The organism is Bifidobacterium longum subsp. infantis ATCC 15697 = JCM 1222 = DSM 20088 (genome assembly GCF_000269965.1).
Classification (GTDB): domain Bacteria; phylum Actinomycetota; class Actinomycetes; order Actinomycetales; family Bifidobacteriaceae; genus Bifidobacterium; species Bifidobacterium infantis.
This window is the reverse complement of sequence record NC_017219.1, coordinates 1,370,678-1,386,583: the sequence shown is the minus strand read 5'-3', so window position 1 is coordinate 1,386,583 and position 15,906 is coordinate 1,370,678. Positions and strand designations below refer to the sequence as shown.

Sequence of the window (15,906 nt, the reverse complement as noted above, 5' to 3'; positions counted from 1 at the left end):
GCTACTGGTTTTTGCCCGCCACGCATTGCGCGAGGTAGGTGATGGTCTGCTGTTTCTCTCGAGCGGTCATCGTCAGCCCGTACTTGGCCTTGATCGACACCCTTTTCGCCATGTAGTCGCACCGGTACGCCTTGTTGTCCGGCATCCAGATGTCGGGTGCGCCCGTATGCTGCGTCAGGTATTCGGATCGTCCGTTCACGTCGATGCCGCTCCCCTTCGCCATGTTCGCCGGCCCGTCCGAGGCGAGGAGCACGTCCGGATCGTTCGCGTATTCGACGCGTTTCGCCTGGTCCCAGTCGCGGGCGCCGGACGCCCAAGCGTCGTACAGGGACACCACGTGGTCGATCTGCACGTCGGCGCTCGTCTTCACGCCCCGTCTGAACCCGATGGTCCCGCCCGTGTACGGGTCGTGCAGCGTGCCCGACACGACCCGGCATGAGGAGTCCTTTTTCACGCCGGTCAGGTCGCGGGCGAGGATCGTGTCCCTCGTGGTCGCCTTCCCGCAGCCGGACGGCGCCCAGCCGCCGAACCGCGTCTCACGGTCGTAGCCGCCCGGCCTGGCGTTCGCCGTGCCTATCCGGCCGGCCGCGTCCAACTGGGTCCGCCATGCGGCCGCATCCCCCGTCGGGGCCGTGTCCGGGGTTTTCCCCGTGTCCTTCGCCCCCGCGTCCGCCTCCCCGCCCGTATGGACGCCGAACAGGGAGAGCAGGCCCGACAGGCTTTTGGCGTCCGGGTTGCGTCCCGCATCCCCCTTCCTCGGTTCGGTCAATGCGGCCGTGGACGCGTCCGGGTTCCCGATGCCGAACGTCTCGGACACGGTCCGCCAGCCTCCCGAGGAGACGAGCACGACGACGAGCACGCCCACCATGACCATGGTCGCGATCATGGACAGCAACCGCCGGAACGGGCCTCCCCCATCGCCACGCCGCATGGTCACGCCTCCGGGATGTAGACGGGGGCCTGCACCTGTTCGAGCAGCCAGTTGATCATGGGCGTCAATCCGGTCATGTTCAGGCCGAGCACGCCGAGCACGCCCATGATCATGATCGCGGACAGGAGCAATGCGAGGACGCGCAGGCCCATGGAGAACGCGGACTGGGTGCGGTTGAACGCGAAGCCCACGAGGAGCGCGACCATGAGGACGATGAAGTACACGCCGAACGCGCCCGGCGCGGTCACGGAACTCCAGAACGCGCGCCAGCCGGCCGTGCCGATGTCGAGAATGCTCATACACGGCCCCTATGCGCCATGCCGTCCGGGACGCATAGCCGGAACCATCATGAACGACAAGCCACTCTTCGAAATCCGGCAGGGCACGACGCCCATGCTCGTCCACACGCCGCACGCGGGCCGGCTCGTCCCCGACGGGTTCGACCGCACCCGCCTGGCGGACGCGGAAGCGTTCGACCAGACATGCGAACAGGTACGAGACCGGCATGCGGACACGCTCGGCCTCATGATCGCCGCCCGACTCCACGCGACCATCATGCTCGACCACACGACCCGCATGTGGTGCGACCCGGAACGATACCCCGACGACCGGGAGGAGATGAACAAGGCCGGCATGGGCGCCATCCCCACACGCGACATCGACGGGCATCCCCTCTACAAGCCCGGACAGGCACCCGGCATGAGGGAACGCGGACAACGGTTCCGCCTCCTGTACACGCCATGGCACCGCATGCTCGACACCATATGCCGGACCATGCTCGACACGTACGGACGATGCACGATCATCGACGTCCACACCTACCCCGGGGAACCGCACCCATTCGAACTGCACGCCGACCAGCCGCGCACCCAGACCATCATCGGCCACAACAACGATCCCGCATCTCGGGCGATCGGGGCACGCGCCGCCGCGCTCCTCATGGGCCGCGGCCTCACCGTCGGCGTCAACACCGCACACCGGGGCGCCATCACCCCCGACGGGATACACGACATACGTCTCGCCAGCATCATGGTCGAAACCCGATGGGACACGGCCGCCGACCCCGTGGCACGCCATGACATCGCCGACGCGATCGCACGCGCCACAAGGGGACGCGCATGAAGCCACGCATGCAATACCGGAGCCGACGCGTCCAAAACGTCCTGTTCGAACCCGATCATGCGAGCATGATCGTCCGCAACAGGCAGGGCCGCCACTACCTGATCCACGGCGACGACACCCGTCTCATCACCGGGTTCGGCGACCCCCTGGACGCGCCCGCCACCATGGGCTACGGCATCTACCATGACGCCGACCGGCCGAACACATTGTGGATACGCGACCGGACCGGCCTGCGCCCCATCCAAGGCGTGGCCGCCACGCCGCTCGAACGCGACGCGCCCTGGACCCGGGTGGCGACACGCATCCCCAACCATCCCATCCCCAGCCCATACGCATAGGCGCACCGCATGAGCACAGACAGGAACAACCGGAGCCACAGGCCGAAGGGCCTGCCCCAAGGCGTGGCCGGAACATTCGAGCCAGGGACGGGCGCCGGACCCGATCCCGACGTCCGTCCGCCCGAACCGCCAGACCGCATCGAACTCATGGAACTCGAACGCCTCGCCCGGACCATGCCCGCCCCAGCCCCCGGCGACATCGCATGGCGGTTCGGCGAACACACCATTCCCCAGCAGGCCATCGACATGCGCTACGGACGCGACGACATACGCCTCCAACGGCTCGTCATCCTCACCCACGCGGACGAGGACACGCGCCGCATGCTCGCCGTGCACATGCACGACCACGATTGGATCCGCAGCCACGCCACACCCCTGTTCAAGGACCGCGCGTGCGTCATCATCCCCCGACCCGACCCCTGGGAGACGACCGGCACGAACCCGCCCGCCGACGCCATGCCGGACACACGCCCCGTCTGGCCGCACCCCGTGGACACGGACCTGATCGCCGAAGACTGCGCCGCCCACCTCGACATCCGACGCTCATACACGCCCACACGCGTCAGCCGCACAGGGAACGAAACCCACGTCGAATGCGTGGACGACACGACCCACGCACGCCGCTCCTACCGGACCGAATCGAACATCGCGCATCTCCCCGACGGAGCCTGCATCGAACAGGCGGCCGACGAACGATGGCATGTCGTCCACGACGATCCGCCGCTCCCCCCCCCACGCCCCGCCGACAGGCCGCCCGCACGCGAAGACACGCACCCGCATGAACCCCGACCCGACACGGAACCGGAACCGCCCAGGCGATCCGACGACGCGGACAGGCCACGACGCCCGGCCGCCGACCCGCGCATGCGCCAGGCCTGGATCCGGTTCCTCACCGGACTGTTCCAGGGCGTGTCCAGCATCATCCGCGAATCCAGGCGCGCCCGCTGACAGGGGGCGCCATGCGCGCCGTCCGGCGCATGCCGCGGACGAAAACGAAAAAAGGAAACAAAGAAAAGGAAAAGAAAAGAAGAGCAAAAGAAGAAAAAACAGGAGAGGAAAACACGATACGACACCATCCCATCAGCCATCAGAGAAGAAAAAAGACAGGACACCGACACCAAGAACACACATGACGGACACCACACCACGGCAAAAACCACACCACCAAACAGCATCACATCAAGGGGAGGGATCGTTTTTCCTTGCAAAAAACCGGGTTTCGGCATGGTTTCCATGCCCGGACGCCGGGATATCCCCTTCATGCGGGACGCATACCCGATCCGCAAGGGACGATGGAAGGGAAGGCGTGCATGATCACCGTCAGTTTCGACGACATGACGGCCGGACCGGACGACCTGCCGTTGCTTCGGATCGCGGACGCGGCGAACCGGATCCATGGCATGGACGCGCGGCTGCTGCCCGGCCTGCTGGAATCATCCTGGCTGGACTGGGCGCCGCCCTCCTCGCGTCTGCCCGACGTGGGCATGCCGTCGCCGCCCGGTCGGGATGATTGGCTGTGGGCGCGCGGGCATGCGGGACTGCTGGGGTTCGACGTGTCCGCCTACGGGTCGGGCATGATGTTCGCGTCCATGCTGGCGAAGCGTGCGGGCGTACGCCGGGCGGGCTGGTCCGCGCTGGCGTTGGCCTGGTGCGCGCGCATGGCCCGGTTGGATGCGCGCGCCTGGACGCTGGCCCTGCTGGAGCATGATCCGGCGCGCGTGCAGGCCGATTCGCTTCGGCTTGTGCCGGTGGGCCCGTTGTCGGGGTTGTGGGGCGTGTGGGCGTCGCCCGCGTTCATGCCGGGTGTGACGGGGCCGGATGTGGCGTGCGCGTTGATGGATTGCGCGCGTGCGGGACGCTATCGGTCGGATCATGTGGTCGCGCCGGACGGCCGGACGGTCACGATCCCGGATATGGTGTGGGATCGCGTGGATTCGATGGGATTGGCTTCCGTGTTCGCTGACACGGGGTTCTAGAACAGGGACGTCATTGGCGCGCGTACACATGCCATTCGTCGTTCTCGCGGATGGTCCGGGCCTCGTATTCGTGGTTTTCGAATCCGCGGCGTTGTCCGCTGCGGATCTTCCATCGGCCGCGTTCGTGGCCTTCCGGTTGGCGGCGACGCCGATATGCCGCCGGCCCGGATGCGCGTCGAGCCGGCGGCGGGTTCAGGCCCGACGCGTTTGACCGTGCCGACGGGGCGTCGTTCCTCAGGGCGCGCGTCCAGTCCCCGTTGACGGCATTCCGTGAGGAACCGGCCGGCGTCCCGTTCGTCCTTCAACAAGATTCGTATCACGCTGTTCGTGGACGGCGGTTTATCCCACGGGGTTCCGCCTGCATGCGCGGGCGGCGTGGATCATGCGTCCCGCGTCCGTCTGACGAGCAGTCGCTTGTACAGGCGACGTCCGTCGATCGTCGGGTCGTCGAGGTTGTCGAGCAGCATGAACCCGTTGCCGGGCGCCCAATGTTCGAGGAAGTTCAACGGGACGCCCATCGGCCCGTCGTGATCGTCGGGCATCATGCGCATGGAGTCCACGTTGATCGCGTCGTAGGCATCATATTCCGGATACTCGTCCTCATGTCCCCGGTACGTGTGTCCCGTGGGAGGCCAGGTCTTGTCGGCGCGTGCGGCGGCGAGGCTGGTGAGCCATCGGATGCTGTTGACGCCGACCGTGCCGTCGGGCCGGATCATGCTTCCCGTCTTCGGTCGGTCGTCGGGCAGTCGGAAGAACATGCTGCCCGAGTGGATGCTCAGGCCGACGAGGCAGCGTCCCTCCTTGATCATGGGGAATACGTCGTTGGCGGTGGTGAGGTTCAGGTTGGCGACGATCAGGTAGTCGGTCGCGGGATGCCGGCGGAGCATGCGCATGAACCGGATGGCGTGGCTGAACGGCGGGTTGGTGACGACGATCGCGCCGGGCCGGTCGAGCAGGTGTTCGCATTCGGGCGAGTCGAAGGAGCCGTCGCCGTCCAATGGGCGGGCGGCCAGGTCCGCGATCGAATACCCCCCCCCGCGGCCGTCGTTGTCGACATGCCATTGCATGGCGGGCGTCCCGTCGTCGAACAGGGTGCCATGGTCGGGTTGGAAGCTCGTGCAGGTGAGGGACGCGATTCCGTATTCGTTCATGTGGTCGAGCGTCCATGAGACGAACATGCTCCTGTCGGGCCGGTCGTTGCAGTCGCAGATCACGTGACGGTCTTTCAGATCCGTCTTGTAGTGTCTCAGCTCCCTGTCGATCGCCTCGTACGTCGTGTAGAATTCGTCGGCCTTCGCCGCCTTCGCGCCGGTCAGCCACCGGTGGTGTTTTGATGACCCCATGCCCCGTCGTATGCGTCAGGGGCACGGTTTTCCGGTCGGCTGTCAGACGGCAGGACCGTTGCCGTCTCACCCCCCCCGGATGCCGTTCGGCGGCATGTCATGCGGGGACGAATACGGTTTCGACGTGAACCAGCCGTGCACGCCATGACCGAAAAAATTCATGCCCCGCGCTTCAGCGCTGGGGTTCAAGGCCGGGACGCATAGGACCGTGATGCAAGGAGGTGGTCCACGATGAGCCAGAAGGTCCGCATCGACGGCGTCAAGCACGTTGGCGCGAGCGTCTTCCTGGGAGTGGACCACTGCGGCAATCCCTGTTGGACCCGTAATCCCGAGCGCGTCATGGTATGGCTGTGCGACGGATGGCGCACCCGATTCAACCAAAGGCGCGAGCAGCGCCCGCACAACGTGCCCGTCAAGGACGAGGCCGGCGGGATCATCGACTGGGTCAAGGAGCCTTTGGGTGGCCCCAACGTGGCTGATTTGCTTTCGGATAAAGAGGCCCGTCTTCGATGCTCGTGGATGGCGGGCATTCCGGCGCCCATACTGTCCAGCACGGACAGAATCGAGAATACCGAATGGTTCGCCGGACTCAAACGCAGGAAGACCATTGGAGGCCGTGTTCCCGGTTTCAAGTCGCGGCATCGCGGCCTTGGTTTCGTCTGCTGGCGCAACGCCTCCAAGACAGGCAACGCGCTTTTTCATCGGACCGGCCGGAAGTCCGGTGTGGTCGTCATCGCCGGCATGAATCCTACAAGATGGCGCAAGCCCGGTGAAAAGCTCTATTGGCGCATCGTCATCCATGTGCGCGTGAGCCAGCCGATACGGCCCTACACCAGCGTCCATGTCGACTGGACCCATCGTAGCCTCGTGTTCGTCAATATGCCATCGCCATTGCCAAGAATGGGCAACGGCATGGTCGGCATCGACCGTGGCTGCGTGCACACTCTGGCTTTGTCCGACAGGACCTTCAGGGACATGCCGAAGCCGTCGAAGGCCGAGCTGAAGCGGTTGAAATACCTCCAGCGCCGGATGACCCGCCAGGACCGGACCAACGAGGCCAGAGGCGGCAGGATCGCCAAGTTCGAGTCGAAGCGCCGTCGGAAGACCTTGTCCGAGTTCAACGCCCTGAACAGCCGTATTATTCGTCGCCGCAACGACTGGATCGAGAAGACCACGACAAGGCTCGCCAAGGCCAACATTCTCATCGCCATGGAGGACCTAGACGTCCAAGCCATGACGAAGCGGCCGAAGCCGAGGCCGGATCCGGCGAATCCGGGCCGATACCTCCATAACGGCGCGAAGGCCAAGGCCGGGCTCGACCGGTCGATTTTAATCAACTGTTGGGGTCGCATATCGAAGCGGCTTCAGGACAAGATGGGCGCCAATGGCGGCCGTCTTGCCATCGTCCCCGCCGCCTATACCAGCCAAGCCTGCCATGAGTGCGGGCATGTCGCCAAGGGGAACCGCGAGAGCCAAGCGGTCTTCCATTGCGTCAAGTGCGGGTATAGGGCGAACGCGGACGTCAACGCGGCTGAAAACATTCTCAGCCGCGCTTTAGCCAAAACGGGCGGGGATACCGCCTTGGACGTGGAGGATCCGCATTGGCGGCCCGATGAAGCGTCAACCCCCTCAACTCAGGCCGGAAGTTCCGTTGGAGTCCGGGCTGTGAAGGGAATCCCCCGGCTTTAGCCGTGGGGAGGATGTCAACCTGCGTCCAGGAGGATGCAGGCCGGAACATGCGACCCCGCCCCGTATAGCAGGCAGCCGGAACAAGATCCGGTATTCGTAGAACGGAGACGACCATGACGGTAGACAGGAACAACAGGAGCCACAGGCCGAAGGGCCTGCCCCAGGGGGTGGCGGGCACGTTCGACACGATCGGCCCGCAGGCGGCCGGCGACGACATCGTCCCGCCGTCGGCCGGCGGACGTCGGCTGGACGATGCGATGGACGACGCGATGAACGCGATCATGATGGATCCGGACGTCGCCGCATACGCGGGTTATGCGGCGACCCGCCTGAACCTGCTGGTCGGCCGGCAGGCCATGCCGGACGAAGAGGATGACATGCCGTTGATCGTGGCGAACCTGCGATACGATCCACGGATGCCGGACGGCTCGCACGCTGACTATGTCATCAACCACATACAGGCCGCCTATGACGGCATACCGGTGAAATCCTATGATCGCGCGCGATTGGAACAGGAAACCCGGCAACACATCATCGAAACCGCATTGGACCCGAACCGGGAGCTCCGCAATCTCGGATTGGAGCCCGTACGGCCAGACGAACAGGCGGACACGTGGAAGGGACCACAACCAGAGAATTGGGTAAGCGACTACGACGGGGAGGCCGCCGAACGCCGCTACGAAGCCGCATGGAAAGGCACCCAGACCAAACAGGCCCGATATGCTGCGGCAACGGAAGGACATCTGAATCCGTTGAACGATGAGATGCGCGACCTGTACAAGAAGAACGTCGACCGTGGACTGATCAACGGCAGCGCGTTCGATGACAAGATGGCGTTCGCCGACACGCTGCGCGAACTCCAGGAGGACGGCTGGAACCCGCAGGCGGGGCGCGAATACCGGAAATCCAAGGAGTTCAGGAAACTGGAGCAACAACTGTTGGACGGGAGGAAACCGACCCGACGCTACCGGCAGCTGCGCGACGCGTTGTGCGATGACGAACACGAGTACCGGGCGTTCATGGCCGCGGATCCTGACGTGTTCGACCCGGACGAGAGAATCGTGAAGCCGTTCGCCGGACTCGGCCCCGACGTCGGCCAGGCCGCCATGCTGCGCCTGGCCGCCAAACACCGGGGCGTCACCGGGGCGCTCGCCCTGGCACGCTGGGATCCGGGCATCGAATACGTGACGGCGGACGCGAAGACCCACACGTTCCGCATGGAGCATGACCGGCCGGGAATCGGGCACATGAGCGACGGTAGCACGTATCCGGTGGACCATACGATCATCACGGCGAACGGCGTCAAACCGTCGAGCGTGATGAGCTGGATCTGCCGGGAGAAGCCCGGCTCGCCCGCCTGGGAGCGACGGGCCCGCCGACGGTTCGAGGAGTCGAACGGCGGCGAATGGAAGCCCATCGAGAACTGACGGGTGAACGCATGCCTTCCCGAATGCGTCCGGGCCCGGCATAGCCGGCCCGCATGATCAGATTCGAATACGAGTACCCCGTCCATGTGAAGACCCGGGCGGGGGGCAGCGTCGACTTCGATCCGGCGAACAACGGCAGCCACCGGGCTCTACTCGACCGGCAGATAGCGAAATGGCAGGCCGGGCATCCGGAGGCCAAGGCCGCCCGCCTCGAGTTCATCGACCGGGACCGGCATGTCGCCGTCCTTGTCGACCGGCAGTCGTCCAGCGTCGACATGCGCGACGACTCCAGCCTCGAAATCAACCTGAGCGCCGAACATTCGAAGCCCAGCAAGGGCGCCGAGGTGCAGGCCGTGTACGAGACGAAATACCCCGGATACCGGCTCACCGTGTTCCACCCGTACGAGGGCAAGGCGCTGCTCGAACGTTTGACGGACGCGCAGGCCACCGCACGCGGGCAGCTGGCCGCCGCCATGGGCCTGCACGACTGGGATCTGCGCATGACGCCCGTCGAGGACGGCGGATGGCATGCCATCCTCGACGACGGAATCGTCTACCAGGCGGACAAATACGATGCGAAGGTGGATGCCGCCTGCGAGCAGATCGGACGCCTCGGATGGTGGTTCGAGGCCGATCCGAAGAACGGGACCATCGACATCCATCCCGGCCTGCCCAGGACGTTCCCCAGACTCGTGCAACTCCCGTTCGACCATCTGGGCGCGGACAGGGACCGCACACGTTTCGGCGTCAGGCTCGCCAGACCCGGCAAAACGGCGGAGCCCGCGATCCTCGACTGGAAGGCCTCCCCCAGCATCTATCTGGGAGGCCTTCCGGGCGCGGGCAAAAGCGTGTTCGGCAACGACATCATCGCCGACCAGCTGGCCACCGGACAGGTGGAGCTGTTCGTCTGCGACCATTTCACCAAGGCCGCCGACTATTATTGGGCGCGCCCCTGGATCCACGAGAACGGCTGGGGCTGCGACAGCCTGCTCCAGACGCTCGGCGTATTGAAGACGTGCATGGCCGACATCGACAAGGGCGGGCCGCGCGCTGAGTTCTTCCGCCGGCGCGGCTACCAGAACTGGTACCAGCTGACCGACGAGGAGAAGAGGCGGATGCCGTTGCGGCTCGTCGTCTGCGACGAGTTCACCCAGCTGACGGTCGGGCACAAGTCGGCGGGCAGCCTGCCGAAGACCGCGTTGCCGCCCGTCTGGGAGGAGAAGCATGACGCGCAGGTCAAGGAACTGATCCTCAGGACCGTCACCGACCTGGTGCTGGTGGGCCGAGCCTACGGGTACCGGGTCATTCTCCTGAACCAGGTAGCGTCCGCGGCGACCGGCATGCCGCCGAGCCTGAGAAGCGCGATCGGCAACAAGGCGCTCATGGGGGCCCGCGCGTCGAAGAACCAGCGGGGCCTCGTGTTCAACATCGCGGAAAGCGTGCCGGAATGTCCGCAGAACGTGTTCGACGAGGGCGTGTCCAAGGGCGTCGGCTCCGCGGAGTTCGAAGGCCAATCACCGTTCGTGTTCAAGACGTATTTCCCCGTCCTGCCGGACGGGACGGACGACGCGAAGGCGCTGGGCAAGTGGATGTGCGACCATCTCGGGCTGCCCGATGGCATCGACCGGTCCGCGTACCTGGATTCGTTCGACCAGACCACGGCCGACGACCCGCATTTCAACACCGTGATTATGGACCGCATCAGGTTCAGGGATGCGGACACCTACCGCCTGTTCCCGTTCCTTGGCGCCATCAAGGACAGATGGGATGAAAGCCTCGACGAGTACGGCGGCGGGGGCGCCGATCCCGAATCGGATGGTGGAACGGATGATGACGCGATGCCATCCGGCGTCCCGGCACGCCCGACCGGTCCGGAACCGTCCGGCCCGCTCATGGACGCGGCCGAACTGGCGCGCATCATGCGCCGGGGCTGATCCAGGTCCCGATCTCCGGGTCCGCCCTGTTCCAATCGGCCAGCCAAACGATGATCCGATCATCATCATGCATGTACCGGGCGCCGGGCAGATCGTTGAACCCCGTGCGTTCCGGTTCCTTCACGGGCACCGTGAGCATGAGCGGCGAACCGGCCCTGACAAGCAGCCCGTTGGCGGCGAGCAGCGCGCCACGCTTGTTGCCGTCGCCGAACGGTTGCGCCTTCGCGAGCCGGGCGAACAGGTGGGATGCCGCGTCCAGGGGATCGCCCTTATCGGATGCGCCCGACTCCATCCACGAATCCAGGATGATCGGGTCGGGGACGGTCGGCGTGTACGTGCCGTATTTCGTGCCGACGATCACGTTTCCTCTGTCGCGCAACACGCCCGGCAGCATGGCCGCGGTGCGTGTCATGGCCGCGTTGATGCCTTTGAACCAGTCGAGATCGAACCGGGTCGTATCCCAATCAGTGTTCAGGACGTATGAGGACGCATCCGTGAACGGATTTCGAGCATGGCGGGCACGCTTTCCATGGGGAACGTGGCCGTCGTGCCGTCGACCAGGCCTTTCATCAGTCCGGCGACCAGTCGTTCCGTCTCGCGGATCGTCTTCCGGTCGGGTGCGTGGAGACGGCGGGAGGACGCGTATGCCAACATGTCGGGCAGTTGGGCGGCGAGCTCCGCGTCATCCATGCCATGTTCGCGGATTTCCCTCAGAACGTCGAGGTCGGCGTCGAGACGGCACGGCCAGGGCGTGTCCGTGTCCCGGCCGGCCGTCACGTGTCCGATGGAGGCGAGCAGGCGCATGGTTTCGCCCTGCAGCTTGCGGCGTTTCCGTTCGTCGAGGCCGTCGCGGGCGAGCAGGTGGAGGTTGCCTTTCACGTTGCCCAGGGCCATGTCGATGGTGTTCCGGCTGGTGAGCCGGCCCGCCAATGGGGCGAGCATGTGCAGGAGGCCCGCGTCCAGAAGCAGGCAGTCGTTGGGCAGGCTCAACGCTTCGAGCGTGTTGGGCGCGCCTTTGGCCAGTCCCGTGAGCAGCGGGATGGGCGTGGTGATCGTGATGTCTGGCCCATGCAGGCCTTTGGTACGGTCGGTTCGGCCGAGGAGGATGTCGTCTGGTTCGGGGGCGAGCACCAGATGGAGGTCGATGTCACTGTCCGGACGGGCGAGCCCGTGCGCGTGGCTGCCGCCCACCCATGCGGCGAGCACGCGACGGTCCATGTAGGGGGTGAGCGCCTGTTCGAAACGGTTCAACGTTCGATTCCCAACGATTCGAGGTAGTCGTCGCCGAGCCGGGCGGCCTGCCGGCCTTCGCGGCTGTGGTTGATGCGGTCGGCCACGTCGCACGCCTCGCGGACGAGGCCGGCGAACAGGCGGGCGTCGCCGGTGTCCTTGGCGCCGATGCCGGTCCATGTGATGCGGGCCTTGCCGTAGTCCATGCGGATGGTCACGCAGGCCGGTTCGCCGAGGCGCGTGGAGCCCGCCCCGTTGTCGATCCGGTAGGGGCGTTCCGGGTCGTCGAGACGGTGGACGGTGAAGTGTTCGGTGGAGAATGCGATGCGATCGTTCATGCAGGAGGGCATGCGTCCCCGCGGACGGGTTCCATCAGGGTTTACGATATTGTGAAGTTCTTCCGACCCTGTTTGTATGCGTGTATGCATCTGTATGCATCCGGGGATGCATACAGAAAAAGCCCGGAAAAAGCCCGAAAACCCTTATATATAAAGGAAAAAATAGAATTCCTTTCTCTTGTATGCATTGTATGCATCAATATAAGGGGTTTCCTTCCCTTTTCTCGAATCCTCTATAAGGGAATGATGCATACAATGCATACACGCCCCCGGACCATCCCCGGAACGTTGGAACCAAGCCGAAACGGGAAGAAAAAATGTATGCATCCCCGGATGCATACGGATGCATACAGGCCGGCCGGAATGCATACACGGCCCGGGGCCGGCATAGCCGCGCCGCATGAACGGTTTGAAACCATACACGGTCCCGTTCACGGTGTCCGCCTCCCTGTGGATGACGACCACCGGCGACGAGGACGTGACCGAGCGGAAACGGCGGCGGGGACGCCTGCGCGCCTACGGACGGCAGGTGTGGCGGGAGATGAAGGCCGCGGGCGCGCCCCGGGTCAACCGGTACATGATGCTCGTCACCGTGGGCGGGCGACGCGAAAGCCCCGTACTGGCGGCCGAGACCCTGAAGCCCCTGATCGACGCTGGCACCGACGAGGGGCTGTGGCCGGACGACGACCCGTACCATCGCGTGATGACCTGCTATCTCAGGGACCCCCGCCCCCTGCCGGGCGGACGCGCGGAACTGTTCATCTGGGTGATCCCATTGGGGCCGGACACGGACCCGTTGTCCCGGCTGCTCGCCCTCATGCCCGGTTCGAAAGCGACCCTGGCCCATGCCACGTTCGGCGAGGACTCATGGCTGACCAGCAACATGCGCCTGACGGCCCGGGAGCGCAAGACCATGCAGACGCGCGCCATGCGCGCATGCAGGAACGTGTGGAAGGCATCGCCGGGCGCGGACTGCGGGGTCGTCTGCCAGGTCCGCTACCCGGACTCCCGGCCCCGGTACAAGGGCGACCCGGACAACACGGCGGAGACGGCGACCGCCATGTGGGGCGTCGGCGTGCTCGCCGGGCTCCTGCCCGCCAGTCCCAGCATCTTCTGCTTCATGCTCGCCAACGGGGAATCCGAACCGAAGCACCATGATCTCGACATGCTCGCGTTCACCACGCCGCCGGACGTGGACTGGCCGGGCCTGCTGCTCGGGGACGCATAGGAACATGGCGAAACGCAACCGACCGACGGGAGGCCATCATGGTGATGGACAGGAACAACAGGAGCCACAAGCCGAAGGGCACGCCCGACGGCGGCCAATACGAGACGAAAAACGGTTCGGCCGGGCCGGATGATGTGATGCCGCCCATGGACGCGGACCCGTCCGCCCGCATCATCGGCGCGCACGAACCCCTCACCAGGGATGACATCGAGTACATTCGCACCGCCTCCGGCCCGGACCTCACCGGCCTGATGGCCGCCCATCGGCCCGAGGTGGACGCGTACCTCGCGTCGAATCCGAACCTCACGGAGGATGACGTGGACAGGCTCGTATTCCGGCAGAAGTCGAATTCGGCACGCGCGGACACGGTGTTCGGCGCCTGCATGCGCCCCGTCATGTCGGACGCGTTCCGCGCCCGCTGCGTGGGCTGGATGCGCGACCAGACCCCGGGCGTCAGGCACGCGGCCGTCGACGCGGTCGGCTCCAACCCGCACGCGGCTCCCGAACTCGTCAAGGAAAGCCTGTGGGCCGACCCGCACATGCAGCAGGCCGGCCGCGTGGCCGCGAACCCGGCGGCGGACGATTCGACGCTCGCCCTCGCCGTCAACATCCATCCGCGCGACAGCAGCGTGTTCGCGGGCAAGGTGCTCCGCCATCCGCATTGCGGTCCCGACGCGCTGCACGCCATCGACGAGAGGACCACGGACCCGTGGATCCGAGAACGCGTGTGGAGCCATCCGCGCATGGACATGGCGACGCTCGCCGACTGGAAGAGCCACGTGTCCTACGACCGGTACGAGGCCGCGTTCGGCGCGGCCATGAGCCCGAAGCTCGACTTCGCGCTCGCCTCAAGCCTTGCATCCTTGAACAATCCGGATGTTGGACAGGCGGCTCGCCTACAATCCGAGGACGCCGTCGGAGCTGCTGGGCTCGTTCGCCGGACGCGGCGACCGTCAGACCGACCTGAACCTGGCCGGCAATCCGAGCCTGCCGTTGGCGAGCCTCAAGGTGCTGCGCGACCGGTATCCGGACGATTCCGACATGCATGCCATACTGGCCGGCAATCCGGTCCTGAGCGGCCTGCGCTGAAAAGGAAAGGAAAACCATCATGGTCATGGACAGGAACAACAGGAGCCACAGGCCGAAGGGAACGCCCGACGGCGGCCGGTACGAGCCGAAGAACGCCGCCGGCGTATCGGGGGATGTGGCCGCGCCCCGGAACACGCCGGACCCGCATGATCTGGCCGCGATCTTCGACCGGCCGGACCTGGCCCGCCAAATCGACTTCACGCTCGCGGACGGCAGCCATGTCAACGGGTACGCGATGGACTGCGAACGCCTCCCCCGCGAGCATGTGCCCGCCGGGTGGCATGTGTACGCGATCATGGAAAGCGAATCCGACGACGACGATCTGGACATCATGACCATCAGGGAGAACACGTGGGTGAATCATCGCATGGATTTCGCCACCGACCGGGACCTGACCGGCGTCATCGACGATCCCTCGTTGGAGAACGTGGCGGACTGGGGGTTCACCGACCGGACGCTTGCCGACGATCTCGCCTGATATGGAAACCGCGACGGCCCCGCATTCCGGAAGGGAGGCGGGGCCGTCGCGCATGCATTGCGGCCGTGAAGACGCGCCCCGGACTATCCGACCCCATCCCCCATGATCATGTCGAAGAACGCGTCCGGATCGTCCACGACCCACACGTGGAAGCCGCGTGTTTCGAGTTTCGCGAACATGGCGTTCTGGCTAGCCCTGGGCTTTCCTCCCGGCCGTTTCAGTTCCACGAGATACAGCCTGCCGCCGGGCATGAACAGGAGACGGTCGGGCACGCCCAATCGTCCGGGCGACACCCATTTCAGGGACAGTCCCCCATGCCGTCTCGCCAGCATGTTGAACCGGCGTTCCACCGTGTTCTCCCTCACCGCCGCCATCCGAACCCCCTCCGCGCGTCCGGCCCGTCCGGCTCGACGGGGAGCATGCGGATCAGGCGCGCCCGTTCCGGGAAGCCGGCCGCCTCCAGCACGCGCGCGTCCAGATCCGTGCCGAGCACGCGCAGCGTCTCCGCGTCCAGATCGGTCCGGGTCGCGAGCACGCGGCGCACGCGCGCATCCTGGTCATGGGCGAGCGTGGACATCAGCGCCGCGTCCAGGCCGGGCCGGGCGGCCACGCGGGCGCGCACGCAGGCCGCCGGATCGTCCGCCAGACGCTCCACGACACGGTCGGGCAGCGGCATGCCCGCCGCGTGCGCGCGCACCACAGGATTCGGGTCGAACGCGGCCCGACGCGCGTCCCCCGACCCGTCCAGCAGGGCCAGGACCCTGTCATGCCAATCATCCATGC

18 protein-coding genes are annotated in these 15,906 nt (G+C 65.7%); 10 read left to right on the top strand and 8 right to left on the bottom strand.

Annotated features, from left to right (window positions below; all coding sequences use genetic code 11):
• Position 1: 1 nt before the first annotated feature.
• Both BLIJ_RS06110 and BLIJ_RS06105 read right to left on the bottom strand, forming a co-directional pair.
• Entirely contained in the window at positions 2 to 931 is a 930-nt protein-coding gene (locus BLIJ_RS06110; RefSeq protein ID WP_012577545.1) for an HNH endonuclease family protein, read from the bottom strand.
• Between the two features lie 2 nt (positions 932 to 933).
• Entirely contained in the window at positions 934 to 1,230 is a 297-nt protein-coding gene (locus BLIJ_RS06105; protein ID WP_014484834.1) for a hypothetical protein, read from the bottom strand.
• A gap of 49 nt (positions 1,231 to 1,279) precedes the next feature.
• On the opposite strand from BLIJ_RS06105, the gene BLIJ_RS06100 reads away from it, so the two are divergent.
• The 4 genes from BLIJ_RS06100 to BLIJ_RS06085 all read left to right on the top strand — a co-directional run bounded on the left by BLIJ_RS06100 (position 1,280) and on the right by BLIJ_RS06085 (position 4,367).
• On the top strand, positions 1,280 to 2,053 hold the full coding sequence (locus tag BLIJ_RS06100; RefSeq protein ID WP_014484833.1) for an N-formylglutamate amidohydrolase: 774 nt from the start codon (positions 1,280 to 1,282) through the stop codon (positions 2,051 to 2,053).
• Positions 2,050 to 2,391, top strand: coding sequence for a hypothetical protein (locus BLIJ_RS06095; protein WP_012577543.1), 342 nt, complete (start codon positions 2,050 to 2,052; stop codon positions 2,389 to 2,391). Before BLIJ_RS06100 ends, BLIJ_RS06095 begins: the two co-directional genes overlap by 4 nt.
• Before the next feature lie 9 nt (positions 2,392 to 2,400).
• Positions 2,401 to 3,339 carry a hypothetical protein gene (locus BLIJ_RS06090; RefSeq protein WP_080746264.1) on the top strand — a complete coding sequence of 313 codons (939 nt, stop codon included), beginning with the start codon at positions 2,401 to 2,403 and terminating at the stop codon, positions 3,337 to 3,339.
• A 344-nt stretch (positions 3,340 to 3,683) separates the two neighbouring features.
• Complete coding sequence (locus BLIJ_RS06085) at positions 3,684 to 4,367, top strand: hypothetical protein (RefSeq protein ID WP_231837870.1); 684 nt, start codon at positions 3,684 to 3,686, stop codon at positions 4,365 to 4,367.
• Positions 4,368 to 4,747: 380 nt separating this feature from the next.
• Here BLIJ_RS06085 and BLIJ_RS06080 read toward each other — a convergent pair whose 3' ends face one another.
• A complete protein-coding gene (locus tag BLIJ_RS06080; RefSeq protein WP_014484829.1) occupies positions 4,748 to 5,710 on the bottom strand; it encodes an adenine-specific methyltransferase EcoRI family protein in 963 nt (320 codons plus the stop codon).
• A gap of 231 nt (positions 5,711 to 5,941) precedes the next feature.
• Between BLIJ_RS06080 and BLIJ_RS06075 the strand changes: the two genes are divergently transcribed.
• The 3 genes from BLIJ_RS06075 (at position 5,942) to BLIJ_RS06065 (ending at position 10,760) form a co-directional block, all read left to right on the top strand.
• Positions 5,942 to 7,399 carry an RNA-guided endonuclease InsQ/TnpB family protein gene (locus BLIJ_RS06075; RefSeq protein WP_012577540.1) on the top strand — a complete coding sequence of 486 codons (1,458 nt, stop codon included), beginning with the start codon at positions 5,942 to 5,944 and terminating at the stop codon, positions 7,397 to 7,399.
• Positions 7,400 to 7,512: 113 nt separating this feature from the next.
• Complete coding sequence (locus BLIJ_RS06070; protein ID WP_012577539.1) at positions 7,513 to 8,826, top strand: hypothetical protein; 1,314 nt, start codon at positions 7,513 to 7,515, stop codon at positions 8,824 to 8,826.
• A gap of 53 nt (positions 8,827 to 8,879) precedes the next feature.
• On the top strand, positions 8,880 to 10,760 hold the full coding sequence (locus BLIJ_RS06065; RefSeq protein ID WP_012577538.1) for a hypothetical protein: 1,881 nt from the start codon (positions 8,880 to 8,882) through the stop codon (positions 10,758 to 10,760).
• Here the strand turns inward: BLIJ_RS06065 and BLIJ_RS06060 are convergent.
• Genes BLIJ_RS06060 through BLIJ_RS06050 form a run of 3 tightly spaced genes read right to left on the bottom strand, consistent with a single transcriptional unit; the run spans position 10,744 to position 12,328 of the window.
• Positions 10,744 to 11,235 (bottom strand): Fic family protein, encoded by a 492-nt coding sequence (locus BLIJ_RS06060; RefSeq protein WP_256756154.1) that lies wholly within the window; start codon positions 11,233 to 11,235, stop codon positions 10,744 to 10,746. The genes BLIJ_RS06065 and BLIJ_RS06060 overlap by 17 nt on opposite strands.
• Entirely contained in the window at positions 11,232 to 12,011 is a 780-nt protein-coding gene (locus tag BLIJ_RS06055) for a nucleotidyltransferase domain-containing protein (RefSeq protein WP_014484828.1), read from the bottom strand. Before BLIJ_RS06055 ends, BLIJ_RS06060 begins: the two co-directional genes overlap by 4 nt.
• Entirely contained in the window at positions 12,008 to 12,328 is a 321-nt protein-coding gene (locus BLIJ_RS06050; RefSeq protein ID WP_014484827.1) for a hypothetical protein, read from the bottom strand. The genes BLIJ_RS06055 and BLIJ_RS06050 overlap by 4 nt, the downstream gene beginning before the upstream one ends.
• Positions 12,329 to 12,728: 400 nt before the next feature.
• Here BLIJ_RS06050 and BLIJ_RS06045 point away from each other — a divergent pair, with 400 nt between their 5' ends.
• The 3 genes from BLIJ_RS06045 (at position 12,729) to BLIJ_RS06030 (ending at position 15,123) form a co-directional block, all read left to right on the top strand.
• Positions 12,729 to 13,556 (top strand): hypothetical protein, encoded by an 828-nt coding sequence (locus BLIJ_RS06045; protein ID WP_012577534.1) that lies wholly within the window; start codon positions 12,729 to 12,731, stop codon positions 13,554 to 13,556.
• Between the two features lie 876 nt (positions 13,557 to 14,432).
• Positions 14,433 to 14,645: a hypothetical protein gene (locus BLIJ_RS06035; protein WP_012577533.1), complete on the top strand. Its 213-nt coding sequence runs from the start codon at positions 14,433 to 14,435 to the stop codon at positions 14,643 to 14,645.
• Positions 14,646 to 14,664: 19 nt separating this feature from the next.
• Positions 14,665 to 15,123 carry a hypothetical protein gene (locus BLIJ_RS06030; RefSeq protein ID WP_012577532.1) on the top strand — a complete coding sequence of 153 codons (459 nt, stop codon included), beginning with the start codon at positions 14,665 to 14,667 and terminating at the stop codon, positions 15,121 to 15,123.
• 83 nt (positions 15,124 to 15,206) lie between these two features.
• Here BLIJ_RS06030 and BLIJ_RS06025 read toward each other — a convergent pair whose 3' ends face one another.
• Positions 15,207 to 15,497: a VRR-NUC domain-containing protein gene (locus BLIJ_RS06025; protein ID WP_012577531.1), complete on the bottom strand. Its 291-nt coding sequence runs from the start codon at positions 15,495 to 15,497 to the stop codon at positions 15,207 to 15,209.
• Positions 15,485 to 15,904, bottom strand: a complete 420-nt coding sequence (locus BLIJ_RS06020) for a hypothetical protein (RefSeq protein WP_012577530.1) — start codon at positions 15,902 to 15,904, stop codon at positions 15,485 to 15,487. The genes BLIJ_RS06025 and BLIJ_RS06020 overlap by 13 nt, the downstream gene beginning before the upstream one ends.
• Between the last annotated feature and the right edge of the window lie 2 nt (positions 15,905 to 15,906).

Bases quoted from the DNA above. Each gene is read 5' to 3' on its own strand.
- BLIJ_RS06110 (WP_012577545.1), bottom strand. From the start codon at position 931: ATGCGGCGTGGCGATGGGGGAGGCCCGTTCCGGCGGTTGCTGTCCATG.
- BLIJ_RS06105 (WP_014484834.1), bottom strand. From the start codon at position 1,230: ATGAGCATTCTCGACATCGGCACGGCCGGCTGGCGCGCGTTCTGGAGT.
- BLIJ_RS06100 (WP_014484833.1), top strand. From the start codon at position 1,280: ATGAACGACAAGCCACTCTTCGAAATCCGGCAGGGCACGACGCCCATG.
- BLIJ_RS06095 (WP_012577543.1), top strand. From the start codon at position 2,050: ATGAAGCCACGCATGCAATACCGGAGCCGACGCGTCCAAAACGTCCTG.
- BLIJ_RS06090 (WP_080746264.1), top strand. From the start codon at position 2,401: ATGAGCACAGACAGGAACAACCGGAGCCACAGGCCGAAGGGCCTGCCC.
- BLIJ_RS06085 (WP_231837870.1), top strand. From the start codon at position 3,684: ATGGAAGGGAAGGCGTGCATGATCACCGTCAGTTTCGACGACATGACG.
- BLIJ_RS06080 (WP_014484829.1), bottom strand. From the start codon at position 5,710: ATGGGGTCATCAAAACACCACCGGTGGCTGACCGGCGCGAAGGCGGCG.
- BLIJ_RS06075 (WP_012577540.1), top strand. From the start codon at position 5,942: ATGAGCCAGAAGGTCCGCATCGACGGCGTCAAGCACGTTGGCGCGAGC.
- BLIJ_RS06070 (WP_012577539.1), top strand. From the start codon at position 7,513: ATGACGGTAGACAGGAACAACAGGAGCCACAGGCCGAAGGGCCTGCCC.
- BLIJ_RS06065 (WP_012577538.1), top strand. From the start codon at position 8,880: ATGATCAGATTCGAATACGAGTACCCCGTCCATGTGAAGACCCGGGCG.
- BLIJ_RS06050 (WP_014484827.1), bottom strand. From the start codon at position 12,328: ATGAACGATCGCATCGCATTCTCCACCGAACACTTCACCGTCCACCGT.
- BLIJ_RS06045 (WP_012577534.1), top strand. From the start codon at position 12,729: ATGAACGGTTTGAAACCATACACGGTCCCGTTCACGGTGTCCGCCTCC.
- BLIJ_RS06035 (WP_012577533.1), top strand. From the start codon at position 14,433: ATGTTGGACAGGCGGCTCGCCTACAATCCGAGGACGCCGTCGGAGCTG.
- BLIJ_RS06030 (WP_012577532.1), top strand. From the start codon at position 14,665: ATGGTCATGGACAGGAACAACAGGAGCCACAGGCCGAAGGGAACGCCC.
- BLIJ_RS06025 (WP_012577531.1), bottom strand. From the start codon at position 15,497: ATGGCGGCGGTGAGGGAGAACACGGTGGAACGCCGGTTCAACATGCTG.
- BLIJ_RS06020 (WP_012577530.1), bottom strand. From the start codon at position 15,904: ATGGATGATTGGCATGACAGGGTCCTGGCCCTGCTGGACGGGTCGGGG.